The following is a 24,457-nucleotide window of genomic DNA, read 5'->3' as shown; positions in this document are numbered from 1 at the left end:
GCCCGTCCACAGAGGACTGGAGTTCAGCGGTCGACCGCGCGCAGCGGATCTCCTCGTGACACGTGTCGTGGACCTCGTGGGCCCGGCAGGATCGCGATGTCTCCTTCCTGGTCGGTGCGCAGAACTCTCGTGCCTGCGCGGGTGAGCGTGTCCACCACGAACGGGCTCGGGTGCCCGTAGCTGTTGCCGTCGCCGACGCTGATCAGCGCTGTCCCCGGTCGTACCGCGTGCAGGAAACCCGGTGTGGTGTAACGGGATCCGTGGTGCGGCACCTTGAGCACGTCGGCCCGCAGGTCCAGCCCGGAGGCGAGCAGTCTCCCCTGGGACGGGAGCTCGACGTCGCCGGTGAGCAGCAGCCTTCCGGCCGGTGTGGTGGCCCGCAGCACGATCGAGGAGTCGTTGGCGTCCTCCGCTGTTTGCGTCCGGGCCAGCGCCGGGTCCGGGGCCAGCACGTCGAGCACGAGACCAGGCCAGCTCGTCCGCTGCCCGGACTGCATCTGCACGACGGGAACCCGATGTGCACGGGTATCCCGTACCACCTCCTTCATCGCCCACGCCGGTTCCCGCAGCGGCCCCACTGCCACCGCGCCGACCGAGAACTTGCCCAGCAGACCGGTGAGTCCGCTGATGTGATCGGCGTGCAGGTGCGTCAGCACGGCCAGCGCGATCCGACGCACCCCCAGCCGGTCCAGGCACGCCGCCGACCGCTCGAGGTCGGGGCCGGTGTCGACCACCACCGCCTCCTCCGGCCGCCCGGTGGCGAGCACCAGCCCATCGCCCTGCCCGACGTCGCAAGCCACCATGCTCCAGCCCGGAACCGGCCAGCCGGACACAGCGCTGCGCACCGGCACCAGCACGAGCACCACGAGCAGCAGCGCCACCGATGCCAGGACGCGGAACCGCTTGCCGCGCAACAAGATCAAGCCGACGACTACCAGCCCCGCCAGCAGCAGACCACCGGCGGTGCCGGGCAACCAGTCGAACGATCCGCCGGGCACCGCTGCCGCGCGGTCCGCGACCAGCACCAGCCATTCCAGCTCCGGCGCGGCCAACCAGCAGAACAGGCCCGCCAGCCATCCGGAGAACGGCGCGACCACAGTTGCCAGCACCCCGAACACGGTCGCCGGCGCGACGACCGGACCTGCCAGCAGGTTCGCCGGCACCGCGACCAGGCTGACGGTCCCGGACAGCGCCGCGATCAGCGGAGCCGTGACTACGTGCGCCGCCAGCGGGACCGCGATCGCCTCCGCAACGCCGATCGGAACACCACGGTCCCGCAGAGCCGCGGCCCACCTCGGCGCCAGCAGGACCAGCCCGGCCGTGGCCGCGACCGACAGGGCGAACCCCGGGCTCGTGGCCAGTTCCGGCAACAGCAGCAGCAAGCCGATCACGCTCGCCGACAGCACCGGCAGCGCCGAACGCCGTCTGCCCAGGACCAGCGCCAGCAGGGTGATCGCTCCCATCGCCGCCGCTCGCAGCACGCTCGGTTCCGGACCTGCCAGCACGACGAACCCGACGAGAGCCGCACCCGCCCCCGCTGCCGACAGCACCGGTCCCGCGCCGATCAGGTGCAGGACCACGAGCACCGCGCCGCACACGATCGCCAGGTTGGCACCAGACACCGCCAGGAGGTGCGTGAGACCTGCGGTTTCGAAGTCCTGCTCCACCTCCGGCGGCAGAGCCTGGGTGTCGCCGACGACCAGGCCGGACAGCAGTCCGGCCGCAGCCGGGCTCAGCTCCGCCGAAGCCGTGCGGCGCAGCCCGTCCCGCAGGTCCGCCGCCACGCGCTGCCAACCCGGTGGCGAACTGACCTCGGTCGGCGCTCCGAACACCTGCATCGCCGCAACGGTGAGCTCCCCGGACCGCGGTGGCGCAGCCTTGCCCCGGACCGTCACCTGCTGCCCGGCGATGAGCTCTCGCCACTGCTCGGTCGGCACCAACAGCACCACTGATCCACCGGCCCGCACGCGCTGGCCGACGACGTCAGCGGTCTCCAGCGTGGCTCGAACCAGGGCTCGGTCCTGCGCTCGCTGCGTCCCGAAAGCCGGTCCCCGCAAGGGGATCGGCGCGCTGGTCAAGGTCACCCGCGCTGTCAACCGCTCGCCGTGCTGAGCCGCCTGGCGCACCGGGTGGTGCTCGGCTCGATAGCTCCGGACCGCCATTCCGGCCGCGGCAACACCGGCCAGCAGCAGGACCACCAGCACTCCCCTGGCCCAAGCCCGATCCCTGGAAACCGGCCACACCAGCGGAACCGCCAGCAATGCGAACGCCGCCGTCGCCGCTGCCGTGCCCCACCCGACCAGCAGGCCGAGCAACGTCACCGTCCAGACCGCGGCTGCGGTCGGCGCCAGCCGGAGGTCCAATCCGGTGCTCATACCCGCACCAGCTCCCGCAGCCGGGTGAAGCGCGAACCCCCGATCCCGTCGACCTCCCGCAGCTGGTCCACCGAGTCGAAGCCACCGTGCTCGGTTCGCCACTGCACGATCCGCTTGGCGGTGACCTCGCCGACGCCTGGTAGTTCATCGAGTTGCTCCTCCGTCGCGGTGTTCAGATCGACCTTGCCGTCGCCGCCCTTCCCCGGCTGGGCCTGCGCCGGAACCGGCACCGCGACGTAGAGCTGTTCCCCGTCGGTCAGGCGGCGGGCGAGGTTGAGCCCGGTCAGGTCGGTGTCCGGCAGCGCGCCGCCGGCGGCCTCGACCGCATCGGCGACCCGGCTGCCGGGCTCGACCGTGACAAGACCTGGCCTGCTGACCTTGCCGACGACGCTGACGACCAGTTCTTGATCGGCTGCGCTGGTCGCCGGCAGCGGCGGCGGCAGGACCGGCGGTGGCGCCGGATCGGCGACAGACCGCGACGTCCACGTCAACGCGATGACCCCGACCAGCAGCACAGCGGCCACCAGGGCGAGGGCGAGCACCCCTGCTCGACCGGGGTCCACTCTGGACCTCAGCAGGGATTCGGGCAGCCACCTCTCGGCGAACTTGCGCATGCGCGTGCGCGGCGCCGGTTCTGGCGGCGACACCGAGTAGCCGGGCCCGGCGCGCTCCGCCGCGTCGTCGCGGGCGGCATGTCGCCCCAGGGATTGCAGCCTGCTTCGCGGATCGAGTTCTTCGTCGGGTTCACCAGCAGCGCGGAATGCTTGTACGTCGAACATGACGACGAAGGTAGAGCAATCGAAAAGCCTTGTGCAGCTTTATTTTTCGCAGATTCGACCACAGTGGACGCGGATTCAGCCCGATGGTGTGGAATCCGCCCGCCGAAAGGTTTTCAATCGAGCGAACGCCACCCGTTCGGGAGAACGACGACGCCCACCGCACCGGGCCCGATGTGCGCCCCGATCACCGCGCCTACCTCCGAAACCACGCAGTCCACGGAGTCACCGCGTTCGGCACGGATCCGACCCGCGAGCTGCTCCGCGCGCTCCCGCGCGGCCAGGTGGTGGATCGCGATGGCCGCTGCGCCGGAACCCGCTGCGGACGAGGAGATCTCCAGCAACCGGGACATGGCCCGAGTAGTGGTGCGGACCTTCTCCAGCGCGTCGATCCGTCCGTCGTGGACGTGCAGCAGCGGCTTGATCGCCAACGCCGTGCCCAGCACCGCCGCAGCGGTGCCGATCCGCCCGCCGCGGCGCAGGTACTCCAGCGTCTGCACGGAGAACAAGGTGGTGGTCCGCTCGGCCGTCGTGGTCGCGGCGCGCACCACTTCATCCAGGTCAGCGCCGGATTTCGCGACCTCGGCGGCGGCCAGCACCGAGAACCCCAGCCCCATCGCGGCCGAACGCGAGTCGACGACCCGCACCCGTTCCGGATCGACCTCGCGGGCGGCCAGCCGGGCCGCGTCCCAGGTGCCGGAAAGCTGCCGGGACAGGTGAATAGCCACCACACCGTCGGCGCCTTCGTCGAGAGCTGCCCGGAAGGTGCTCGCCAACTCCTGCGGCGTCGCGCCCGCAGTGGTCACCCGGTGCTTTCGCGCGAAGGCCCGCGCTAGATCGTCCGGGCCGAAGTCCGACTCGTCGACCGCGACCGCGCCGTCCACGCTGACGTGCAGGGGAACGGTCCGCACCGCGTACTGCTCGGCGTATCCGGCCGGCAAGTACGCCGTCGAATCGGTGACGACTGCAATGGGCACACCGCAACCCTACGACGTCGCACGCCGAATCCGATCAGTGCTCGCCCGCAGTGCGCCCAACGGCGATGGACCCGCGGTGCCGATCGGCACGAGCAGCGGATCAGTTCCCGGCGGGCATCCCGGTGTTGTAGGCCAGCAGCCGCCAGTGGGTCTCGCTGCGCCGCTTGAGCACCACCCAGTGGCAGTTGCCGATGCCGCCCAGTCCCGGCCACAGCTCCAGCGGGAGCCCGACCAGCTTCGCGGTCACCGCGGTGATCAGCCCGCCGTGCGCGCACAGCAGCGCAGTGCCCCGGTGCTGGTGGTCGAGCTCCTCGACCACTTCCGCGGCGCGCTCGGCGACCTCGATGCGGGTCTCGCCGCCCGGCGGCGCCCACGTCGGGGACGATCGCCAGGTGTCCAGCGCACCGGGCCAGCCGTGCTCGACCTCAGCGCCGCTGAGGCCCTGCCACTCGCCCAGGTGCGTCTCGCGCAACCGTTTGTCCAACCGCACCGACGTGCCGCTGACCTCGGTGAACGCTTCAGCGGTGGTTCGCGCGCGGTTCAGGTCGGAGCTGACCGCGATGTCCGGGGAGAACCGGGCGATCGCCGGCGCCGCCTGGCGGGCCTGCTGCCGTCCGGTCTCGGTGAGCGAGCTGTCCAGATGTCCCTGGAGGCGTCCGGCAGCGTTGTAGTCGGTCTCGCCGTGCCGCCAGAGCACCAGCCGGTCGAGGCTCACGCCTCGGCGTCCGACGAGTCCGCCGCGGGCGCGTCCTTGTCCTCGAACTCGATGCGCGGGCAGTCCTTCCACAGCTTCTCCAGCTGGTAGAAGGAGCGCTCCTCGGCGTGCTGGACGTGCACCACGAGGTCGACGAAGTCCAGCAGGACCCAACGCCCCTCGCGCGCGCCCTCGCGGCGCACCGGCTTGGTGCCGGCTTCGCGGACCTTCTCCTCGATCTCGTCGACGATCGCCACGACCTGCCGCTCGTTGGACGCCGAAGCGATCAGGAAGCAGTCGGTGATGACCAGCTGCTCCGAAACGTCCAGCAGGACCACGTCGGTGGCCTTCTTGTCCGCCGCGGCCTGCGCCGCGATCTGGGCCAGTCGGCGGGCGTTCTCAGTGGCTGCCACGTCACTCCTCTCGAGGTGGGCCCGGTGTGCGCCCACGCCGGGGTAGAGGATAGGCCAGCCCGCAGCACGCCAGGACGGACCACCTCACGCGACCACCGGTCACATCGTCCTTTATGCCCGAAGAACGCGATCGTTTTCAAACCGCACCGGGACCAGCGCCGATGCGCTGAGGCGAACGCCACGGAAGTTCGCCGCAGCCGGACCGGGATCAGTCCTGATCGGAGGGCAGGACCACGGCCTGCCCGGCGATCACGGTGTCGCCCTTGCAGGTCAACGTCGGCCCGCCGTGGAGGACGTAGCCCTCCTCCAGCAACCCGCTGATCCGACGGCAGAACTCGGCATCATCGGGGACCGGTGATGAAGCGGTAGCGCAGCTTTTCCACACCGAAGACGATAAGGCGCCCCACCGACGAACCGACAGCGTCGTACGCACCACCGCGACCTACGGACCCCGCTCCGGGGTGAAACCGCAGTAGAGGCCGCGTTACGAGATGTACTGCACCTCGCGACCTTCTGACCGGTGACAAAAGCGGCAGGATGTGCCGTCACCAGGAGAAACACCTGTTTTCGGTTGTCATCGTTTGCAAGCCGTCGTCGTGCTCGGCTGTACCGGATTTGTACCGAGACAGGCTGCCGGGGTGGCGGAATTTGAATCCACGACCTCTTCGCCCCGAACTAAGACCGAAATGGATCGCGGTCTCGGCAAATGTCATCATCAGGCTCGCTCCTGATTTCCGGCCCGACGACACACCCCGACAATGGGCCTTCAGGACCATTAAGGATTCATTTCGACAGGATCGCCATTGGACAGCTGAGGTCCATTTCTCCCAGACGGGGAGAAGCGGATGATGAGGAGCGCCTCCGACCTCAAGGCGGTTAAGGGGTTAACGATGTCTACTTTTCCGAACCTGAAAGATCTCACCGATGAGCAAGCGGAGATCCTGGACAAAGCCGCGGCACTGGTCATCAATGCAAAGAACGAGGCCGCTGCGATGATGGTGCGAGCCGGGCTAGATAATGAGTGGGATGACGACGGCCCGTTCGGAAGTCCGTGTCGAGTCTGCAAGTGTCCACACTACAACGGTGATGGTTTTCCGTTCCGGTGCTCGACCGTGCTCAGTTCTGGAGGAACTTGTGGGCATCAGTCGTCAAAACACCTTTTCTCGTGAATGATCGTCGGGACCGCTCGGCTGATGGGCGTTCCCCAGGCTCGCCCGGTCCTATCGCGCGTCCCGCTGCAGCGCCTGCAGAGAAGGCCCGGCGGCCGTCGCGTGGTCTAAGCCGTGCCTGGCTTGGGAGCGAGAGCGCAGGGGCCGCCCTTGATGAAAGGAAAGAAACTCTGAACACGAGTGCTGCGGTAGGCGGACGCCCTAAGCGGGGACAAGCCTGGAGACGTAGCCAGCGTCAACGAGTCGGCGGTACGCGGCGTCAACTTCCGGCGGCACGTCTTGGGGGATCGTGAACCCGCGCTCCGCGTAGACGGTGATGCGCTGGGTGCCCCCAACGAGCATGTTGATCACCCGGCTGACGTCCCCGATGGCACGCACGTACTCGTCCAACGGCAAGCGCTGCGAGCTGCACACGATCTCGACCTCTGGCCAGATCTTCTTAGCTGTGGCGAACGCTCGACGCTGCTGGTAGGGACGCGACACCAACAGCACCGTGCCGCGGATCGGCTAGCCGACGGGGCCAGGTTGTACCGGATTTGCACCGGCGCGACCTGGCCCCGTTCGCGTTGGGGCGTTTTCCCTGCTACGGGCCCCACTCCGGGGTGAGTTCGCGGTAGAGGCCGCGCTTGGAGATGTACTGCACGATCCCGTCCGGGACCAGGTACCAGACCGGCAGCCCGGCTCGGACGCGGTCGCGGCAACCGGTGGACGAGATCGCCATCGCCGGGATCTCCACCAGGGACACCGCGCCGGCCGGCAGGTGCGCGCCGTTGAGCGAGTAGCCCGGCCGCGTCACGCCGATGAAGTGCGCCAGCTTGAACATCTCGTCGACCCGGTGCCAGGACAGGATCTGCTCCAGCGCGTCGGCGCCGGTGATGAAGTACAGATCCGCGTCCGGGTACTCGGCGTGCAGGTCGGTGAGGGTGTCCGCGGTGTAAGTCGGGCCGGCGCGGTCGATGTCGACCCGGCTGACCAGGAATCGCGGGTTCGAGGCGGTGGCTATCACCGTCATCAGGTAGCGGTCCTCGGCGGGGCTGACCGCTTCGTGGCTCTTCTGCCACGGCTGCCCGGTCGGCACGAAGACCACCTGTTCCAGGCCGAACTGGGCCTGCACCTCGCTGGCAGCCACCAGGTGGCCGTGGTGAATGGGATCGAAGGTGCCACCCATGACCCCGATCCGGCGACGAGACATAGCTGCCAAGCCTAGAAAGGCATCTGCCCGCAACGCTCGCTGGGGCGGCGTGACGTGTCGCACGGCACCCGTGAAGCCCGGCCCAGCCCCTCAACCAGGCCGGGCTCCACGCCCCTCATCAACCGTGTGGTCCGGCCTGGGGCTCCCCCCTCCCAGGCCAGGCCGCACGGCCCCGCCGACTGCGGAGCCCGGCCCAAGCTCCCCCCTGAGCCGGGCCCCGCAGCCCTGCGCGAACCTCGGCGGCTGGGGGCCCACCTCGGTTCGCGGGCGCTGCCGTATTTCAGGCGCGCACCGGTGTGACCCCGTGACCTGAGGGCTATGACGCGACCTCGAATGTGTCCTGCGTCACTCTTCCGGGGCAACCACGCGGCCTGATTCGACGTCCTTGACCAGGATCGCCTCGACCGGGCACGACTCGGCGGCGTCGACCACCTCGTCAGCCGGTTCCACCTGCGACTCCTTCGCGACCGAGTAGCCCTCCTCCAGCTCGAAGTGATCCGGGGCGACCCCGGCGCACATGCCGCTGCCGATGCAGGTATTCGCGTCGATCTCGATCGACCAGCTCATTCGCCACCTCTTTCGGATATGGGGGAGATCACTCGTCACCTTGCCACGTCAGCAGCATTTTCTGAGGGCCTCGGACGAGCATTCCGCGCTTCCACTCGACGTCCTCGGCAGACGTCGCGAAGTCCAACCCCGGCAGCCGCGTCAGGAGCGTGCGCAGCGCGACCTGCAGTTCCATCCGCGCGAGCTGGGCTCCGAGGCAGTGGTGCGGGCCGTGCCCGAAGCCGATGTGCGAGGCCTCCTGGCGGGTCAGGTCGAGCAGTTCGGGATCGCTGAACACCGATTCGTCGCGGTTGGCGGCCGCGGCGCTGACCATGACCGGCTCGCCCGCGCGCACGAGCACGCCGCCCAGTTCGACGTCCTCGGTGGCGTACCGGGGGAATCCGGCGCCGCTGCCCAGCGGCACGAAGCGCATCAGCTCCTCCACCGCCTGCGGGATGCCGTCGAGGTCCGCGCGGAGATCGGCCAGCTGCTCGGGATGGGTCAGCAGGACGTAGACGAAGTTGGGGATCTGGGTGGCGGTGGTCTCGTGCCCGGCCACGAGGATCCCGGCCGCCAACCGGACCAGTTCTTCCTCGGACAGCTTGTCCTGCTCGTCGCGGGCCGCGATCAACGCGCTGAGCAGGTCGTCGGCCGGTTCCGCACGGCGCTCGGCGACCAGCCCGGCCATGTAGCCCAGCATCCGGTCGATGTAGTCGGTGACCTGCTCCGGGCTGAGCTTGGTGGTGGACAGGAACGCGTCCGACCACACCCGGAAGTCCGAGCGGTCGGCGTAGGGCACGCCGAGCAGCTCGCAGATGACGGTGATCGGCAGCGGCAGCGCGAAGTCCTCGACCAGGTCGGCCGGGGCACCGCGCTCGAGCATGCCGTCGACCAGGCCGTTGGCGATCTCTTCGGTGCGCGGGCGCAGCTGTTCGACGCGGCGTGCGGTGAAGGCCTTGGCGACGAGCTTGCGAAGACGCGTGTGCTCGGGCGGGTCCATGGTCAGCAGCCCGCCGGACGGGGCGTTCGGCCGCATCCTCGGCACGTCGTGGTGCAGTACCGCGGCTCGGCTGAACCGCTGGTCGCCCAGCACCGTCTTGGCGTCTTCGTAGCGGGTCGCCAACCACGCGGTTTCGCCGTAGGGCAGCTGGATCCGGCTGAGCGGTTCCTGCTCGCGCAGTTGGGCGTAGAGGGGATCGAGGTCCAGCTCGTCGATCTCGCTGAACGGGTAGGTCCGCGGTTCCGTGGTGGGCATGCACAGCTCCCGGTGGACTCGTTAGCAAGCGATGCTTACGAATTCACCGTACGCAGCAACCGGGATGCTCGGAACCGGAACGAAGGCCCGCGCCGTGGTCGCGGCGCGGGCCCCCGATCAGCTCAGCAGGAGCTCTGGTTCGCCGGGGCGCTGCCCGGCCGCACGTGCCCGTCGCCGAAGGCCAGCCACTTCGTCGAGGTCAGCTCCGGCAGCCCCATCGGACCGCGGGCGTGCAGCTTCTGCGTGGAGATGCCGATCTCCGCGCCCATCCCGAATTCACCGCCGTCGGTGAACGCGGTGGAGGCGTTGACCATCACCGCCGCCGCGTCGACCTGCGCGGTGAACTGCCGTGCCGCGCGAACATCGCTGGTCACGATGGCTTCGGTGTGCCCGGAGCCGTGTTCGCGGATGTGCTCGACCGCGGCAGGCAGCGAGTCGACCACGGCCGCAGCGATGTCCAGGGACAGGAACTCGGCATCCCAGTCCTCGTCGGTCGCGGCCACCACGTTCGAGCCGCCCACGGCCACCACCCGCTCGTCGCCGTGCACCGTCACGCCAGCGCCGTGGAGCTCGGCGAGCGCGCGCGGCAGGAACTCGGCCGCGATGTCCTCGTGCACCAGGAACGTCTCCGCGGCGTTGCACACGCTGGGACGCCGCGCCTTGGAGTTGAGCAGGATGCGCAGCGCGGTGTCGATGTCGGCGCTGGCGTCCACGTAGACGTGGCAGTTGCCCACCCCGGTCTCGATCGCGGGCACCGTCGCGTTCTGCACCACCGCCGAGATCAGCCCGGCCCCACCGCGCGGGATCACCACGTCCACCAGACCGCGCGCGGTGATCAGGTGCTGCACCGAGGCCCGGTCGTGGCACGGCAGCAGCTGCACCGAATCCGCGGGCAGACCGTGCTCGACGACCACGTCGGAGAGGATCTCGACCAGCGCGGTGTTGGAGTTCTCGGCCGAGGACGAACCCCGCAGCAGCACGGCGTTGCCCGCCTTGAGCGTGAGCCCGGCGGCGTCCACCGTGACGTTCGGACGACCCTCGTAGACGATCCCGACCACACCCAGCGGCACCCGGACCTGCTGCAGCTGCAAACCGTTGGGCAGCACGTTGCCGCGCACGACCTCGCCCACCGGGTCCGGCAGCCCGGCGACCGTGCGCAGGCCGTCGGCCATCGCCTCGATGCGCTCGGTGCTCAGGCTCAGCCGGTCGATCAGACCCTCCGGCATGCCGGACTCGCGGCCGTTGGCGACGTCGCGCTCGTTGGCGGCGAGGATCTCCGGCCCGCGCTTCACCAGCGCATCGGCCATCGCGTGCAGCAGCTCGTCCTTGGTGCTCCGGGTGGCCTGCGCGAGTTCGGCGGCCGCCCGCTTCGCCCGCCGAGCAGCGTCGAGGACCTGGTCCTTCAGCTGCTCACCGGTCGCCCTGTCTGTAGTGGTGGTCACGCGCCCAGACTAATCCGTTCCCCCAATGGTCAGACACCGGATTTCCGCGCGTCCCAGCCCCCGGACGACGCACGTCGGAGCCGTCCGGTAGGAATCGGGGCGTGGATGAACAGGCGCTTCGCGAACTCGCCGACGAACGACTCCGCGCACTCGCCGGACCCGGGGCGACACTGCGCGAGGACCAGTGGAGCGCGATCCGCGCCCTGGTCCTGGAGCGCCGCCGCGCGCTGGTCGTGCAACGCACCGGTTGGGGCAAGTCGGCCGTGTACTTCATCGCCACCGCTCTGCTGCGCGAGCTCGGCGAGGGACCGACCGTCATCGTCTCGCCGCTGCTGGCGCTGATGCGCAACCAGGTCGAGGCCGCGGCCGCCGCCGACGTGCACGCCGCGACGATCAACTCGGCCAACCCCGAGGAGTGGGCCGACATCGAGGAGCAGGTCGCCTCGGGCGAGGTGGACGTGCTGCTGGTCAGCCCGGAACGGCTGAACAACCCCGACTTCCGGGACACGATCCTGCCCGAGCTCACCCAGAACGCCGGGCTGCTCGTGGTCGACGAAGCGCACTGCATCTCCGACTGGGGCCACGACTTCCGCCCGGACTACCGGCGGCTGCGCACCCTGCTGACCGAGCTGCCGGAAGGCGTTCCGGTGCTGGCCACCACTGCCACCGCGAACGACCGCGTCGTGCAGGACGTCTCCGACCAGCTCGGCGTCGGCGGCGAGTACACCGACCCGCAGGAAACGCTGGTGCTGCGCGGCACCCTGGACCGCGAGAGCCTGCGGCTGGGCGTCGTGCAGCTGCCCACCGCCGAGGCCCGGCTCGGCTGGCTGGCCAGCCACCTCAAGGAACTGCCGGGATCCGGCATCATCTACACGCTGACGGTGGCCGCCACCGAGGAGATCTCGGCCTACCTGCGCGATCAGGGCTACGAGGTGGCCTCCTACTCGGGCCGCACCGACACCGCCGAGCGGCAGCAGGCGGAATCCGACCTGCTGAACAACAAGGTCAAGGCGCTGGTGGCGACCTCCGCGCTGGGCATGGGTTTCGACAAGCCCGACCTCGGGTTCGTCGTGCACCTCGGGGCGCCGTCCTCCCCCATCGCCTACTACCAGCAGATCGGCCGCGCCGGGCGCGGTGTGCAGCGCGCCGAGGTCCTGCTGCTGCCCGGCCCGGAGGACCGCGAGATCTGGAGCTACTTCGCGTCGCTGGCGTTCCCGCCGGAACCGACCGTGCGCGCGGTGCTCGACGCGTTGGCGCAGCACGGGAAGCTGTCCACGGCCGCGCTGGAACCGCACGTGGAGCTCGGCCGCAGCCGGCTGGAGATGGTGCTCAAGGTCCTCGACGTCGACGGTGCGGTGCAGCGGGTCAAGGGCGGTTGGGAGAGCACCGGCGAGCCCTGGCACTACGACGCCGAGCGCTACCGGCGCATCGCGGCCGAGCGGAAGTCCGAGCAGCAGGCGATGATCGACTACATCGGCACGTCCTCGTGCCGCATGGAGTTCCTGCGCCGACAGCTCGACGACGCGCACGCCGAGCCGTGCGGGCGCTGCGACAACTGCACCGGATCGGGCTACTCCGGCGACGTCGACGACCAGGCGGTCCAGCAGGCCGAGGAGCGGCTGCGCAGGCCGGGCGTCGAGGTCACCCCGCGCAAGATGTGGCCCAGCGGCATGGACGCCCTGGGCGTGTCGCTGTCCGGGAAGCTGCCCGCCGACGAGCAGGCGGGCACCGGGCGCGCCGTCGGCCGGCTCACCGACATCGGGTGGGGCAACCGCCTCCGCGAACTGCTCGCCACCGGCGCACCCGACCAGGAGCTGCCCGAGGACCTGTTCCAGGCCGCGATCAAGGTGCTGGCCGCGTGGGACTGGGGGCAGCGCCCGGTCGGCGTGGTCGCCCTCGGCTCGCGGACCCGCCCGCAGCTGGTGCGCAGCCTGGCCCAGAAGATCGCGGGCATCGGGCGCCTTCCGCTGCTCGGCGAGGTGCTGACCAACCCGAACACGACGCCGCGCCGCGCCACCAACAGCGCGCAGCACGTCGCTTCGCTGTGGCAGCAGTTCAAGGTGCCGGAGGAGCTCGCCGGGAAGCTGTCCGCATTGGACGGACCGGTGCTGCTGATGGACGACTACGCCGACACCGGGTGGACCATCACGGTGGTCAGCCGCCTGCTCCGGCAGGCCGGTGCGCCCTCGGTGCTGCCCTTCACCCTCGCCACCACGAGCTGACGCACTAGCCGGTCCAGTCGGCGACGACGAGGTCGAGGACGGGCAGCGGGAGCGTCCCGCTGCCCAGCACCACGTCGTGGAACTCCCGCAGGTCGAAGGCCGCGCCCAGCGCTTCCCGGGCGCGCTCGCGCAGGCGCTGGATCTCCAGCCTGCCGACCATGTAGGACAGCGCCTGCCCCGGCGCCTCGAGGTAGCGGTCCACTTCGGACTGGATCTCGACCTCGGGCATCACCGCGTTCGCGCGCAGGTACTCCACCGCCTGCTGCCGGGGCCAGCCGAAGGCGTGCAGGCCGGTGTCCACCACCAGCCTCGCCGCGCGCATCGAGTCCATCGCGAGCATGCCGAGCCGGGCGACGTCGTCGGTGTACCAACCGGCTTCGTCGGCGAAGCGCTCCGCGTACAGGCCCCAGCCCTCCATGTAGGAGTTGACCCAGGCGAACTGCCGGATCTTCGGCACCCCGGTCAGCTCCTGGGCGAGGGTGATCTGGACGTGGTGCCCGGGCACGGCCTCGTGGAACGCGGTGGCTTCGGCGAGGAAGCGCGGGCGCTGCTCGGCCAGGTACGTGTTCGCGTAGTAGGTCCCGGGCCTGGAACCGTCGATCGGACCGGGCAAGTAGTACGCGGCGGACGCGTTCGGTCCCCGATCGGCCGGGACCGGTTCGACCTGGCAGCGCAGGGCCGGCAACCGCCCGAACCACTCCGGTACGGCGCGCTCCGCCCGCTCGATCGCGGTCCTGGCCGCGTCCAGCAGCTCCGGCCCGTTCGACCAGAGCAGCGCGGGATCGGTGCGCATCCGATGCTGGACCTCGGCGGCCGTGCTCACCCCGAAGACCCGCGATCCGATCTCCGCGTACTCCTCGTCGAGTTCGGCGATCAGCTCGAGACCCGTCCGGTGCAGCTCTTCCGGGGTTCGGTCGGTCGTCGTGTGCATCCTGGCCAACGCCGCGTAGGTCGCGGCGCCGTCCGGCAGCCAGCACAGCCCGGCGCGTTCGTCGGGCCGCCCGTGGTCCTGGACCTCGGTGCGCAGGACGTCGCGGTACGCGGCGAAGGCAGGCCGGACCACCTCGGCGAGCAGCCTGTCGCGTTCCGCCGCGGCCTCCAGCGGAACCTGGTGCAGCGGGTCTGCTTCAGGCGCGGCCAAGTGCGCGTCCAGGTATGCGACGGCGTCCCGCACGCGACGAGCGATCGGCAACCGGCCAGCGGCGAGACCGATTCGGAGGCGATCCGCGGCATCGGCCAGGAACTGCGGGATCGCGGCGAGCCTGGCCAGGAAGTCCTGCTCCTGCTGCGCACCGCTCGGCCGCGTGCTGGGCAGCAGTTCCAGCAACTTCCCCAGCGGTGAGACCTCGATGTCGTGCACGGTGTGCTCGACGAGTCGGGCGTCGATCCTGGCGATGACGGACTCCGCCTGCTGCACCACGACGCCGAGCGTGATCCGGTCCTCGCCGGTGGCCTCGATCCGGCGAGCGGTCTCGACGATGCGGCACGCGCGATCGCGGATCGAGCGCTCGGCTGCTTCGGACAGGTCGTTGAGGCGGTCGCCGGTGCCCGGCAACCCCTGGAGCAGCTCGTTCAGCGGATCCGCGGCGGCGATCAGTTCGAGAGCGTCATCGGCCAGCTCGCGCACTGTCGTCATGAGCCCAGTCTGCTGCTGCGGTCAACGCATTTTCACTCGGTCGGTGCCGAAACCGCGTATTTTTCAGGGACTTTCCGGCACTCGGCCGGTTCAGCGGTGCCCCCTCCCCGCGGGGCACCGCGGTGGTCAGCCGTCGAACCGACCTGCGCGGATCCCCGCGACGAAGGATCGCCACTGCGCACCGGAAGCGGTGAAGTACCCGCCCGCCCGGTGCTTGGAGTCGCGAACCGCCGCACCGTCACCGCAGCGGCCGACCTCGACGCAGTCGGTTTCCTGCGCCGACCTGCTCGACTTCCGCCAACCGACCGGCTGTGCCGTAATCACGCAAGAGCCTCCATCTCGTTCGCACACTTCGTGATGAACGCGATCGACTCGACGTCGTCCATCGCGATCGAGAGCAGGGTAGTGATCGCGTCGAGGTATTCCTGCGCTAGTCCGGGGTTGTAGAGGAACGCGGCGGAGCGGTAGTGCTCCAAGTGGACGATCGGCTGGGCCTTGGGGAACTCGAACACCACGAACGGTCCGACGTGCCCGGGGTGCCAGGTCGTGAGGCCGCTGGGCACCACCCGGACGTCGATGTTGGACCACTCGCCGAGCTCGGCCACCTTGCGGAGCTGCTCGGCCATCACCGCGTGCCCGCCGATCGGCTCGCGCAGCGCGTTCTCGCTGATGATCGCGGTCAGCTGCGGGGCGTCGCGGGCGGCTAGCACCTCGCGGCGGCCGAGGCGCATGAGCACCAGCTTCTCGACCTCTCCGACCGGTTTTCCGCGCATCACCGCCCGCGCGTAGTCGGAGGTCTGCAGCAGGCCGGGGACCAGTCCGGTGGCGACGTTGGTGATGCGGGTGGCGGTGCGCTCGAACTCGATCAGCGCGGTCAGCTCCTGGCGCACCCCCGCCCGGTCCGCGGTGAGCCAGTTGGGTGCGTCGGCGTCGCGCGCCATCTCCACGAGTCGATCACGTTCAGTAGCCGAAACGCCCAGCGCGGTCACGAAAGCAGCAACCACTTCCGGTGACGGTACGGAACGTCCGGTTTCGTACCGCATCAGCTTGACGTGGTTGGTGTCGAGCTCGTGTGCCAGCGCACGCAGGCTCCGACCGACCGCTTCCCGGGCTTCACGCAGCTCAGCGCCGAGCGCGCGGGCCTTCGGCGTACCGCCGGTGGTACGGGTCATGAAACACAGCGAAACAGAATTCTGCCCCGGTAACTACTACCTGTTCAGGTAATTGGCCCCCCGTTTCAGTACCAGCAGAATGGTACGCGCGACGACGACCGGTCAGGAGCACACCATGCGGACACCCCCCGATGCCGCAGCGACGAGCGCCGCACCCGCGGTGGCGCGAGGCGCGCGGCAATCCGGTTCCGCGGTCCTACCGCCGTCTCGCCACCGAACCCGGCTGCCAGGAGGCACCCCGCCCGCGGCGGTCGCCTCCGGTCGACTTGGAACAGGCGGTGATCGCACATGCCACACCCGTTTCGCTGGCAACCCGGCGAAGGTCAGCGGCACGCCACGCTGAAACCCCGCCCGAAGGGCGGATTTCCGGACGACGTCCAGATCGAAACGTTGTGCGGCACGCAGATCACCGCGGACAACTCCGACGTGGCCTGGCTCTGGACGACCTGCCCGGAGTGCAACAAGGGCGCCCACGAGCTGGCCGGAACCCCGATAGTCCCCGGCTGACCCCGCCAGGTCGCCGCGCCTACGTCTTCCAACCGCCGAAGACGTTCAGCCCCTTGACGCCGACACCGCCGCGCGAACCGGCCACCGGGGGCAAGGGCTTCTCACTGGTTGAATTCGGATCTTCCGAACGGGCGATCCAGACCGTACTGTGTCGTTCACCCGTTCGAGGTCCGGTGCGCATCGACATGCCTGCCGGACGCGGGCGTCCTGCCACGACACCGGAGGATGCGATGTCCCAAGGCACGGCGACGACCGGCGAATCCCGGCTGCCCTTGCGCACTTTGGTCGCAGCGAGCATCGGCAACGCCGTGGAGTGGTACGACTGGACGGTCTACACCGCGTTCAGCGTCTACTTCGCGCACGCGTTCTTCCCCGGCGAGCTCGCGCTGATCAACACCCTGGCCACCTTCGCGCTGGCGTTCTTCTTCCGCCCGCTGGGTGGTTGGCTGCTCGGCCGGTTCGCCGACCTGCGCGGCCGGAAGACCGCGATGCTGGTGACCATCTCGCTGATGGCCGGCGGCTCGCTGGTGATCGGGTTGCTGCCGACGTTCGACACGATCGGTTGGGCCGCGGCGATCCTGCTCGTCCTCGCCCGGGTCAGCCAGGGACTTTCGCTGGGCGGCGAGGTCTCCAACGCCTCGGCGTACCTCGCGGAGATCGCCCCGTCCGCCAAGCGCGGTCGGTACTCGGCGTTCTTCTACATCTCGACCGGTTCCGCGCTGCTCATCGCGTCGCTGCTGGGTTACGTGCTGACCGCGCTGCTGACCAAGGAACAGCTCACCGAGTACGGCTGGCGCATCCCGTTCCTGATCGGTGGCGTGCTCGGCCTGGCGGGCATCTGGTTGCGCCGCACGCTCGAGGAGACCGAGCAGTTCGAGGAGAACCAGGTCAAGGCCAAGGCGCTGAAAAATCCACTGTGGACGACGCTGACCCAGCACCCGAAGGCGGTCGGGCAGCTCGTCGGCTTCTCCATGCTCTCGACGCTCTGCTACTACACGTTCTTCAGCGCGCTGACCCCGTTCGCGGTGAACAGCCGCGGCGCCGACGCGACGGACGTGTTCTTGGCGCTGTCGATCGCCACCGCGTTGTTCATCGCCCTGCAGTACCCGGTCGGCGCGCTGTCGGACCGCTTCGGCCGCAAACCGCAGCTGCTGATCTGGTCGACGGCCACGGCCATCCTCATCGTGCCGCTGTCGAGCCTGGTCCGCCCCGGTTTCGGCAACCTGCTGGTGGTCTTCTGCGTCGGGATCACGCTCTACACCGCCATGACGTCGATCGCCCCGGCGATCATGTCCGAGCTGTTCCCGACCGAACTGCGCGGCCTGGGCATCGGCGCCTGGTACAACCTGACCGTCGCGATCTTCGGCGGCACGGCGCCGCTGGTCATCCAGACCCTGGCCCGCTACGAGCTGTCGTCGCTGTTCTTCTGGTACATCGCGGTCGGCGCGGCGATCGCCTTCTTCGTCATCCGCACCCTCCCGGAGACCAAGGGCACCGAACTCCGCTGATCCGATCCGGCGAAGGGCACCTCTGACCGGCTGCGCCAGGGGTGCCCTTCTCCTGTTCTGTCAGCGGAGCGGGACGAGGTCGTCCGCGTGGACCACCTCTCGGCGTTGCTCCGGGGGGAGCTGGTGGGAGGAGCGGCCGATGAGCTCGGGGAGTTCCGCCGCGTCGTAGGCGACCACTCCGCGGGCCACCACGTCGCCCGCCGGGTTGACCAGTTCCACCACGTCACCGCCGTCGAAAGCGCCCTCCACCGCGGTGACTCCCGCGGCCAGCAGGGAACGGCGCTTCTTGACCACTGCCGTGACCGCGCCGTCGTCCAGCCACAGGCGCCCGTTGGCGTCGGCCGCGTGCGCGAGCCAGAAGCGGCGGGCCGACAACCTGCTGCCGGTCGCCGCGAAGGCGGTTCCGACGTCGGCGAGCCCGAGCGCGCGCTCCGCGTTCGCGGACGAAGTCAGCAGGACCGGGATGCCCGACGAGCAGGCGACCCTGGCGGCGCCCACTTTGGACGCCATGCCACCGGTTCCGAGGCCGGACGCGCCGGTGCTGCCCGCGCGCACGCCGATCATGTCCGCGTCCCCGTTGACCTCGCGGATCACCGAAGCGCCGCCGTGCCGGGGATCTCCGTCGTACAGGGCGTCCACATCGGACAGCAGGATCAGCGCGTCGGCACCGACGAGGTGCGAGACGAGCGCGGCGAGCCGGTCGTTGTCGCCGAAGCGGATCTCGGTGGTGGCCACCGTGTCGTTCTCGTTGACCACCGGCACCGCGCCGAGTCCCAGCAGGCGGTGCAAGGTGCGCTGGGCGTTGCGGTAGTGACCTCGGCGCATCACGTCTTCCGCGGTCAGCAGCACCTGGCCGACCGTCAGCTGGTAGCGCGAGAAGGACTCGATGTAGGCGTGCGCGAGGGCCTGCTGGCCGACGCTCGCGGCAGCCTGCTGGGTCGCGAGGTCCCGCGGCCTGCGCCGCAGTCCCAGCGGCGCGAGGCCGGCGGCGATCGCACCCGAGGACACCAGCACCACCTGGCAACCGGACGCCACGCGCTTGGCCACCGCGTCGACCAGCGCAGCCAGCCGATCGGTGTCCAGACCGCCTTCGGTGGTGGTCAACGACGAAGAGCCGACCTTCACCACGATCCGCTGCGCGGTCGCGACCGCCTGCCGGGTGGCCGAGAGCTCGTCGCTCACGCGTCCTCCCCGCCGGCCCCCTCGCGGAACTGGCCGAACTCGTCCAGCGAGCTGCGCCGGGCCTTCTTCGCGGCCTTGCGCTCGTGGGCGGAGATCCGGTCGTCCTGCTCCATGCGCAGGTCGGTACCGCGGCGGCCCATCACACCGGCCACGCCCGCCGGGGTCGACGGCTCCCAGTCGAAGGTCATGTTCCCGATGGTCACCTGGCTGCCCGGCTCGGCGCCCTTCTTGGCGAGCGCCTCCTCGACACCCAGCTTCGCCAGCCGATCGGCCAGGAAGCCGACGGCCTCGTTGTTGGCGAAGTCGGTCTGCCGCACCCAGCGCTCGGGCTTCTCGCCGCGCACCACGTAGGCGTCCTCGAACTCGGGGTCCTCCTCGACGGTGAACCCGCCGTCGTCGACCGCGGTCGGGCGCACCACCACGCGCGCAGCCTCCGGCTCCGGGAGCTGCTCGCGGTAGCGCTCGACCTCGGCGGCCATCGCGAAGCTCAGCTCGCGCAGGCCCTCGCGGGAGGCGGTGGACACCTCGAACACCGGCCAGCCGCGCTCCTCGACCTCGGCGCGCACCAGGTCGGCCAGCTCGCGGGCGTCCGGCACGTCCATCTTGTTGAGCACGACCATGCGCGGGCGTTCAGCCAGGTCGACGCCGCCCTGCTCGGCCTTCAGCGCCGGCGTGTACTGGGCGAGCTCGTTCTCCAGCGCCGCCACATCGGACATCGGGTCGCGGCCCGGCTCGAGGGTGGCGCAGTCGACGACGTGCACCAGGACGGCGCAGCGCTCGATGTGGCGCAGGAAGTCCAGGCCCAGGCCGCGGCCCTCGCTGGCGCCCGGGATGAGCCCGGGCACGTCGGCCACGGTGAACACGGTCTCGCCCGCGGTGACCACGCCGAGGTTGGGCACCAGCGTGGTGAACGGGTAGTCGGCGATCTTCGGACGCGCTGCGGACAGCACCGAGATCAGCGACGACTTGCCCGCCGACGGGAACCCGACCAGGCCCACGTCGGCGACCGACTTGAGCTCCAGCACCAGTTCGGCCTCGTCACCCGGTTCGCCGAGCAGGGCGAAGCCCGGGGCCTTGCGCGCCTTCGACGCCAGCGCCGCGTTGCCCAGACCACCGCGACCACCGGCGGCGGCGACGAACGTGGTGCCGTTGCCCACCAGGTCGGCCAGCACCTCGCCGTCCGGGGTCAGCACGACGGTGCCGTCCGGGACCGCCAGGACCAGGTCTTCGCCCTGGGCGCCGTTGCGCATGCCGCCCTGCCCCGGCTTGCCGTTGGTCGCCCGCGCGTTGGGGCGGTAGTGGAAGTCCAGCAGGGTGTGCGCGTTGGGGTCGACGACGAGCTGCACGTCGCCGCCCTTGCCGCCGTTGCCGCCGTCCGGCCCGCCCAGCGGCTTGAACTTCTCCCGGTGCACCGAGGCGCAGCCATTCCCTCCGTCGCCAGCCGCGACGTGGATGGTCACGCGGTCAACGAACCGCGACACGAATGCCTCCAGGAAGATCAAGCCGAGCGGTGCCCGGCGGTAGAACGCGCCGAACCTGATCCGCGATCAGGTCTGGAAAAACAGCAACGAGGGGCGGACCGGACTAGCCGGACCCGCCCCTCGTCGGGAAGTACTCGCAGCCGAGAGCCGGATCAGGCCTCGGCCGGCTTCACGCTGACGGCCTTGCGGCCGCGGTACCGTCCGAACTCGACGGTGCCGGCGGACAGCGCGAACAGGGTGTCGTCGTTGCCGCGACCCACGTTCAGACCCGGGTGGAACTTGGTGCCACGCTGACGGATCAGGATCTCACCGGCCTTGACGACCTGGCCGCCGTAGCGCTTCACCCCGAGGTACTTGGGGTTAGAGTCGCGGCCGTTCCGAGAGCTGGATGCGCCCTTCTTGTGTGCCATGACTACTCAGGTCCTCACTTGTTGATGCCGGTGACCTCGACGCGGGTCAGCTTCTGGCGGTGACCCTGTCGCTTGTGGTATCCGGTCTTGTTCTTGAACTTGTGGATGCGGATCTTGGGGCCCTTGGTCTGCTCGACCAGCTTGCCGGTCACCGACACCTTGGCCAGCGCATCGGCGTCGGTCGTGACGTCGGTACCGTCGACGACCATCAGTGCCGGGAAACTGACCTCGGAGCCCAGCTCGCCCTCGAGCTTCTCGACCTCGACGACGTCCCCGACAGCCACCTTGTACTGCTTGCCGCCGGTCTTGACGATCGCGTACATGAGTCGGAAGTCTCCTGCTGCTCGGTTCTCGCTACTTTCACCAGGTCTGCGGCGGACGTCCACCCCGACCCGAAACGGATCGAGGATTCCTACCACGCCGCTGGTGCAGCGCCTCGGTGGGGTTCCCGTCCCAGGCAGCGCGGAGCACCGCTCGAAACAGGCGTTTTACCTCTCCGCCCGTCCGGCGGCGAGAAGTTCTCACCCATCATACAGTCCGCGTTCCGGGTCCCGATCGGGCGGGGCCGCACCACGCGGGGCGCACGACTGGAAAGTCGGCGACAGGCGAGCCGCGACAGCGTAAGACGGGCCTCCGGACGAGGTCAAATCGGCCATCCGAAAGAAGGTGCCGGACTTGTCCGATCGCTTGCTACGGTAGGTCGCCGTTCTACTTGATCTGGGGAAACACCTCGTGACTGACATCGCACCGGGGGCGGAGCTGGACGATCGCTCCGACTCCGGAACCTCGCCGCGCCCCGGCCCGGTGCAGCGGTTCGGACCGCTCCTGCTCGGGCTGTCGGCGATCGTGCCGCCGCTTCTGATGCTCCGGGAAGTCCTGCGCTACCCGCAGATGCACTTCTACGACTACTGGTGGGTGCTGCTGGACCTCACCAACGACGACGGCACGCTGCGCCCGGAGGCGCTGCTGGGCTTCCGCAACGAGCACCCGTTCGTGCTCCCCAGCCTGCTGTTCTGGCTCAGCGCCCGGTACGGCCACGGCCTGAACCAACCGCTGGGCCTGGTGATCATCGCTTTCGGCGTGATCAGCGTGCTGCTGGTGTGGGCGATGCTGCCGAAGGAGCTCAACCGGTGGCAGCGCGCCGGACTGGTCGCGGCCACCTCGACGCTGGTGTTCAACCCGCACGGCATCCACAACTACGTGCGCTCGATGAGCGGTGCGTCCTGGATCCTCGCGCTGATGCTGGTGCTCGCGGCACTGCTGGCGATGCAGCGCCACCACCGGCTGTGGGCGATCGTCTTCGGCCTGCTCGCCTCGATCAGCTACGGCACCTCGTTCGCGGTCTGGCCCGCGTTGTCCCTGCTGGCCTGGCTGCGCGGCGACCGGCGCAAGTGGGTGGCGGCCCCGATGGCGGTCGGGCTGGTCGTGGTCGCCGCCTGGCTGGTGCTGCGCGGACCGCAGGGCGGCGGAGGCGCGTCTCCCACCGATGACCCGGCGCAGGCGCTGCTGGCCGGGCTGAGCATGCTCGGCATGGTGTGGACCGGCACCGAACCGGCGATCGCCCTGATCGCCGGTGTGGCCGGGATCGCCGTGCTGGTGGTGCACGCGCAGCAGCAGACGCCGGAGCAGCGGCGCAACGCCGCACCTTGGTGGGGGCTCGCGGTGTACGCCCTCGGGTGCGCGGTGATGATCTCCGGTTCGCGCGCCGCGTTCGGCGAAACGGCCGGGCTGCAGAGCCGGTACAACAGCATGACCGCCGCGCTGTGGATCGCGCTGCTGGTGATCGTGGTCGCCTGGCCCAGGCTGCCGAAGCTGCGCACCGTCACCGTCGCGGGCACCGTGCTGGCCACCGTGGCGCTGGGGGCGCCGATAGCGCAGAGCGTCCGCTCCGACGCACCGAACCAGGACCTGCTCGCCATCGCCGCGCACATCGGGCACCCGGACGCCTTCACCGACCGGTTCCCGGAGCCGGACCGCCTGCTGCCGCGCTTGCAGGCGCTGGGCCACTACCCGTTCTCCCCCGAGTTCACCCTCAACTGCCCCGACGGGCTGGAGCTCGGCGACCGGGTCAGCACCGCGAACTGGCGCCAACCCAGCCAAGGCGCGTTCCGGGAACCCCGCCCGGACGGCCGGGACGTGATCCTCAACGTCGAGACCGACCAGGTCCAGGGCGGGGCGCGGATGCTCAAGGGCTGGGCGATCTCCGGCATCGAGCGCGCCAGCTGCGTCGCGGTGCTCGACCAGAGCGGCACGGTGATCGGCGGCGGCGTCGTCGACATCCCGCGCTCGGACGCCGAATCTCAGACCCCGGGCATCGAGATCGGGCTCGGCTTCGAAGCGGTGGCGCCGGCCCAGCCGGGCCTGCTGCGCGTCGCCTTCCACTTCCCCGACGGCTGGTGGATCCGGCCCCTCACCGAAAGTCCGCAGGTCGCGTCATGACGCATACCCCCTTACCGCAGGTCTCGCTGCTCACCCCGGCGAAGAACGAGCAGGACAACCTGCCGCGGCTGTTCGCCGAGATCAGCGAGGCCATGGAGCAGCAGGACCGCAGCTGGGAGCTGCTGGTCGTCGACGACGGCAGCACCGACGGCAGCTGGCAGGTGATCAGCGAGCACGCGGTGCGGGACCCGCGGATCCGCGGCATCCGGCTGCGCCGCAACTTCGGCAAGGCCGCCGCGCTGGCCGCCGGGGTCGCCGAGGTCCGCGGCGAGCTGCTGGTCACGCTGGACGCCGACCTGCAGGACGACCCGGCCGAGATCCCCCGGCTGCTGGCCGAGCTGGACGCCGGTGCCGACCTGGTCAGCGGGCACAAGGCCAACCGCCAGGACCCGCTGGGCAAGCGGCTGCCGTCGAAGGTGTTCAACTGGTTCACCGGGCTGATCACCGGCCTGAAGCTGTCCGACCACAACTGCGGGCTCAAGGCCGCCCGGACCGAGGTCTACCGGCGGGTTCCGCTGTACGGCGAGCTGCACCGCTACATCCCGGCGCTGGCGCACCAGCTCGGCTACCGGGTCGTCGAGCAGCCCGTGCACCACCGGGCGCGCCTGCACGGCAAGTCCAAGTACGGCCTGGAGCGCTACCTGCGCGGCGCGCTGGACCTGCTCACGGTCGTCGCGCTGACCCGCTACGGGCGGCGCCCGGCTCACCTGTTCGGTGGACTCGGGATGCTGGCCGGGACGATCGGCACGCTGATCCTGCTGTACCTGACCGGGGTGTGGATGTTCACCGACCAGCCGATCGGTACCCGGCCGCTGCTGACGCTGGGCATCCTGCTGGAGATCTTCGCGGTCCAGATGATCTCGGTGGGCCTGCTCGCCGAGCTAGTGCTGCACCGCACGGGCCGGGACCGGGACGTCGAGGTCCTCGTGGCTGATCAGACACCGGTGAAGGCCTCCGCCGCCTGATCCCGCAGCACCTTTTCGAACTGCAGGTTTCAGTCACGACTGAACACAGTTTCAATTGAAACTGTGGTTGACGCAACGACCGGTCCGCTGATCGAC

23 protein-coding genes and 1 pseudogene are annotated in these 24,457 nt (G+C 69.9%); 6 read left to right on the top strand and 18 right to left on the bottom strand.

Annotated elements, in window-relative coordinates; all coding sequences use genetic code 11:
* Positions 1-23 precede the first annotated feature (23 nt).
* The 6 genes from ABTZ89_RS07600 to ABTZ89_RS07575 form a co-directional block, all read right to left on the bottom strand.
* Positions 24-2,375, bottom strand: a complete 2,352-nt coding sequence (locus tag ABTZ89_RS07600; protein WP_351041443.1) for a ComEC/Rec2 family competence protein — start codon at positions 2,373-2,375, stop codon at positions 24-26.
* Positions 2,372-3,154 (bottom strand): ComEA family DNA-binding protein, encoded by a 783-nt coding sequence (locus ABTZ89_RS07595; protein WP_270952420.1) that lies wholly within the window; start codon positions 3,152-3,154, stop codon positions 2,372-2,374. Before ABTZ89_RS07595 ends, ABTZ89_RS07600 begins: the two co-directional genes overlap by 4 nt.
* A gap of 113 nt (positions 3,155-3,267) precedes the next feature.
* Positions 3,268-4,128 (bottom strand): DegV family protein, encoded by an 861-nt coding sequence (locus ABTZ89_RS07590; RefSeq protein WP_351041440.1) that lies wholly within the window; start codon positions 4,126-4,128, stop codon positions 3,268-3,270.
* A 100-nt stretch (positions 4,129-4,228) separates the two neighbouring features.
* A complete protein-coding gene (locus ABTZ89_RS07585; RefSeq protein ID WP_270952422.1) occupies positions 4,229-4,843 on the bottom strand; it encodes a histidine phosphatase family protein in 615 nt (204 codons plus the stop codon).
* Positions 4,840-5,235 (bottom strand): ribosome silencing factor, encoded by a 396-nt coding sequence (gene rsfS, locus ABTZ89_RS07580; RefSeq protein ID WP_270952423.1) that lies wholly within the window; start codon positions 5,233-5,235, stop codon positions 4,840-4,842. Before rsfS ends, ABTZ89_RS07585 begins: the two co-directional genes overlap by 4 nt.
* Positions 5,236-5,443: 208 nt before the next feature.
* Positions 5,444-5,620 carry a DUF1737 domain-containing protein gene (locus ABTZ89_RS07575; protein WP_351041435.1) on the bottom strand — a complete coding sequence of 59 codons (177 nt, stop codon included), beginning with the start codon at positions 5,618-5,620 and terminating at the stop codon, positions 5,444-5,446.
* 460 nt (positions 5,621-6,080) lie between these two features.
* On the opposite strand from ABTZ89_RS07575, the gene ABTZ89_RS07570 reads away from it, so the two are divergent.
* Entirely contained in the window at positions 6,081-6,404 is a 324-nt protein-coding gene (locus tag ABTZ89_RS07570; RefSeq protein ID WP_351041432.1) for a DUF6422 family protein, read from the top strand.
* Between the two features lie 201 nt (positions 6,405-6,605).
* Here the strand turns inward: ABTZ89_RS07570 and ABTZ89_RS07565 are convergent.
* The 5 genes and pseudogenes from ABTZ89_RS07565 to ABTZ89_RS07545 all read right to left on the bottom strand — a co-directional run.
* Positions 6,606-6,899, bottom strand: a pseudogene (locus ABTZ89_RS07565) (YdcF family protein); the annotation flags it as partial.
* Between the two features lie 88 nt (positions 6,900-6,987).
* Positions 6,988-7,596: a nicotinate-nucleotide adenylyltransferase gene (nadD, locus tag ABTZ89_RS07560; RefSeq protein ID WP_270949330.1), complete on the bottom strand. Its 609-nt coding sequence runs from the start codon at positions 7,594-7,596 to the stop codon at positions 6,988-6,990.
* Positions 7,597-7,941: 345 nt separating this feature from the next.
* Complete coding sequence (locus ABTZ89_RS07555; protein WP_270949331.1) at positions 7,942-8,163, bottom strand: ferredoxin; 222 nt, start codon at positions 8,161-8,163, stop codon at positions 7,942-7,944.
* A 28-nt stretch (positions 8,164-8,191) separates the two neighbouring features.
* Positions 8,192-9,397: a cytochrome P450 gene (locus tag ABTZ89_RS07550; RefSeq protein ID WP_351041427.1), complete on the bottom strand. Its 1,206-nt coding sequence runs from the start codon at positions 9,395-9,397 to the stop codon at positions 8,192-8,194.
* A 122-nt stretch (positions 9,398-9,519) separates the two neighbouring features.
* A complete protein-coding gene (locus ABTZ89_RS07545) occupies positions 9,520-10,839 on the bottom strand; it encodes a glutamate-5-semialdehyde dehydrogenase (protein ID WP_270949333.1) in 1,320 nt (439 codons plus the stop codon).
* Positions 10,840-10,940: 101 nt separating this feature from the next.
* Here ABTZ89_RS07545 and ABTZ89_RS07540 point away from each other — a divergent pair, with 101 nt between their 5' ends.
* Complete coding sequence (locus ABTZ89_RS07540; protein WP_351041423.1) at positions 10,941-13,061, top strand: RecQ family ATP-dependent DNA helicase; 2,121 nt, start codon at positions 10,941-10,943, stop codon at positions 13,059-13,061.
* Between the two features lie 4 nt (positions 13,062-13,065).
* Here ABTZ89_RS07540 and ABTZ89_RS07535 read toward each other — a convergent pair whose 3' ends face one another.
* The 3 genes from ABTZ89_RS07535 to ABTZ89_RS07525 form a co-directional block, all read right to left on the bottom strand.
* Positions 13,066-14,697: a DUF885 domain-containing protein gene (locus tag ABTZ89_RS07535; protein WP_351041420.1), complete on the bottom strand. Its 1,632-nt coding sequence runs from the start codon at positions 14,695-14,697 to the stop codon at positions 13,066-13,068.
* A gap of 126 nt (positions 14,698-14,823) precedes the next feature.
* On the bottom strand, positions 14,824-15,021 hold the full coding sequence (locus ABTZ89_RS07530; protein WP_408641849.1) for a DUF397 domain-containing protein: 198 nt from the start codon (positions 15,019-15,021) through the stop codon (positions 14,824-14,826).
* Positions 15,018-15,869 (bottom strand): helix-turn-helix domain-containing protein, encoded by an 852-nt coding sequence (locus ABTZ89_RS07525; RefSeq protein WP_270949336.1) that lies wholly within the window; start codon positions 15,867-15,869, stop codon positions 15,018-15,020. Before ABTZ89_RS07525 ends, ABTZ89_RS07530 begins: the two co-directional genes overlap by 4 nt.
* A 288-nt stretch (positions 15,870-16,157) precedes the next feature.
* On the opposite strand from ABTZ89_RS07525, the gene ABTZ89_RS07520 reads away from it, so the two are divergent.
* Both ABTZ89_RS07520 and ABTZ89_RS07515 read left to right on the top strand, forming a co-directional pair.
* Positions 16,158-16,376, top strand: coding sequence for an HC3 family zinc finger protein (locus tag ABTZ89_RS07520; protein ID WP_270949337.1), 219 nt, complete (start codon positions 16,158-16,160; stop codon positions 16,374-16,376).
* Between the two features lie 230 nt (positions 16,377-16,606).
* Entirely contained in the window at positions 16,607-17,884 is a 1,278-nt protein-coding gene (locus tag ABTZ89_RS07515) for an MFS transporter (protein WP_351041416.1), read from the top strand.
* 60 nt (positions 17,885-17,944) lie between these two features.
* Here the strand turns inward: ABTZ89_RS07515 and proB are convergent, their stop codons facing one another.
* From proB to rplU, 4 genes are all read right to left on the bottom strand, one after another.
* Positions 17,945-19,066 (bottom strand): glutamate 5-kinase, encoded by a 1,122-nt coding sequence (gene proB, locus ABTZ89_RS07510; RefSeq protein ID WP_351041413.1) that lies wholly within the window; start codon positions 19,064-19,066, stop codon positions 17,945-17,947.
* On the bottom strand, positions 19,063-20,559 hold the full coding sequence (obgE, locus tag ABTZ89_RS07505; protein WP_270949411.1) for a GTPase ObgE: 1,497 nt from the start codon (positions 20,557-20,559) through the stop codon (positions 19,063-19,065). Before obgE ends, proB begins: the two co-directional genes overlap by 4 nt.
* 140 nt (positions 20,560-20,699) lie before the next feature.
* On the bottom strand, positions 20,700-20,957 hold the full coding sequence (rpmA, locus tag ABTZ89_RS07500; protein WP_270949340.1) for a 50S ribosomal protein L27: 258 nt from the start codon (positions 20,955-20,957) through the stop codon (positions 20,700-20,702).
* Between the two features lie 14 nt (positions 20,958-20,971).
* Positions 20,972-21,280: a 50S ribosomal protein L21 gene (gene rplU, locus ABTZ89_RS07495; RefSeq protein ID WP_270949341.1), complete on the bottom strand. Its 309-nt coding sequence runs from the start codon at positions 21,278-21,280 to the stop codon at positions 20,972-20,974.
* 409 nt (positions 21,281-21,689) lie between these two features.
* Between rplU and ABTZ89_RS07490 the strand changes: the two genes are divergently transcribed.
* Entirely contained in the window at positions 21,690-23,396 is a 1,707-nt protein-coding gene (locus ABTZ89_RS07490) for a hypothetical protein (RefSeq protein ID WP_351041409.1), read from the top strand.
* Positions 23,393-24,361, top strand: a complete 969-nt coding sequence (locus tag ABTZ89_RS07485; RefSeq protein ID WP_351041406.1) for a glycosyltransferase family 2 protein — start codon at positions 23,393-23,395, stop codon at positions 24,359-24,361. Before ABTZ89_RS07490 ends, ABTZ89_RS07485 begins: the two co-directional genes overlap by 4 nt.
* Positions 24,362-24,457 lie beyond the last annotated feature (96 nt).

The sequence above is a fragment of the Saccharopolyspora sp. NPDC002686 genome, assembly GCF_040295745.1.
Classification (GTDB): Bacteria; Actinomycetota; Actinomycetes; order Mycobacteriales; family Pseudonocardiaceae; genus Saccharopolyspora; species Saccharopolyspora oryzae.
Note: the sequence above shows the minus strand (reverse complement) of the source record. Positions and strands in the feature narration are given on the sequence as shown.

What these genes read in the sequence shown, in the direction of transcription:
- ABTZ89_RS07600 (WP_351041443.1), bottom strand. Translation starts at nt 2,375, where the DNA reads ATGAGCACCGGATTGGACCTCCGGCTGGCGCCGACCGCAGCCGCGGTC.
- ABTZ89_RS07595 (WP_270952420.1), bottom strand. Translation starts at nt 3,154, where the DNA reads ATGTTCGACGTACAAGCATTCCGCGCTGCTGGTGAACCCGACGAAGAA.
- ABTZ89_RS07570 (WP_351041432.1), top strand. Translation starts at nt 6,081, where the DNA reads ATGATGAGGAGCGCCTCCGACCTCAAGGCGGTTAAGGGGTTAACGATG.
- nadD (WP_270949330.1), bottom strand. Translation starts at nt 7,596, where the DNA reads ATGTCTCGTCGCCGGATCGGGGTCATGGGTGGCACCTTCGATCCCATT.
- ABTZ89_RS07555 (WP_270949331.1), bottom strand. Translation starts at nt 8,163, where the DNA reads ATGAGCTGGTCGATCGAGATCGACGCGAATACCTGCATCGGCAGCGGC.
- ABTZ89_RS07550 (WP_351041427.1), bottom strand. Translation starts at nt 9,397, where the DNA reads ATGCCCACCACGGAACCGCGGACCTACCCGTTCAGCGAGATCGACGAG.
- ABTZ89_RS07535 (WP_351041420.1), bottom strand. Translation starts at nt 14,697, where the DNA reads ATGACGACAGTGCGCGAGCTGGCCGATGACGCTCTCGAACTGATCGCC.
- ABTZ89_RS07525 (WP_270949336.1), bottom strand. Translation starts at nt 15,869, where the DNA reads ATGACCCGTACCACCGGCGGTACGCCGAAGGCCCGCGCGCTCGGCGCT.
- ABTZ89_RS07520 (WP_270949337.1), top strand. Translation starts at nt 16,158, where the DNA reads ATGCCACACCCGTTTCGCTGGCAACCCGGCGAAGGTCAGCGGCACGCC.
- ABTZ89_RS07515 (WP_351041416.1), top strand. Translation starts at nt 16,607, where the DNA reads ATGTCCCAAGGCACGGCGACGACCGGCGAATCCCGGCTGCCCTTGCGC.
- rpmA (WP_270949340.1), bottom strand. Translation starts at nt 20,957, where the DNA reads ATGGCACACAAGAAGGGCGCATCCAGCTCTCGGAACGGCCGCGACTCT.
- rplU (WP_270949341.1), bottom strand. Translation starts at nt 21,280, where the DNA reads ATGTACGCGATCGTCAAGACCGGCGGCAAGCAGTACAAGGTGGCTGTC.
- ABTZ89_RS07485 (WP_351041406.1), top strand. Translation starts at nt 23,393, where the DNA reads ATGACGCATACCCCCTTACCGCAGGTCTCGCTGCTCACCCCGGCGAAG.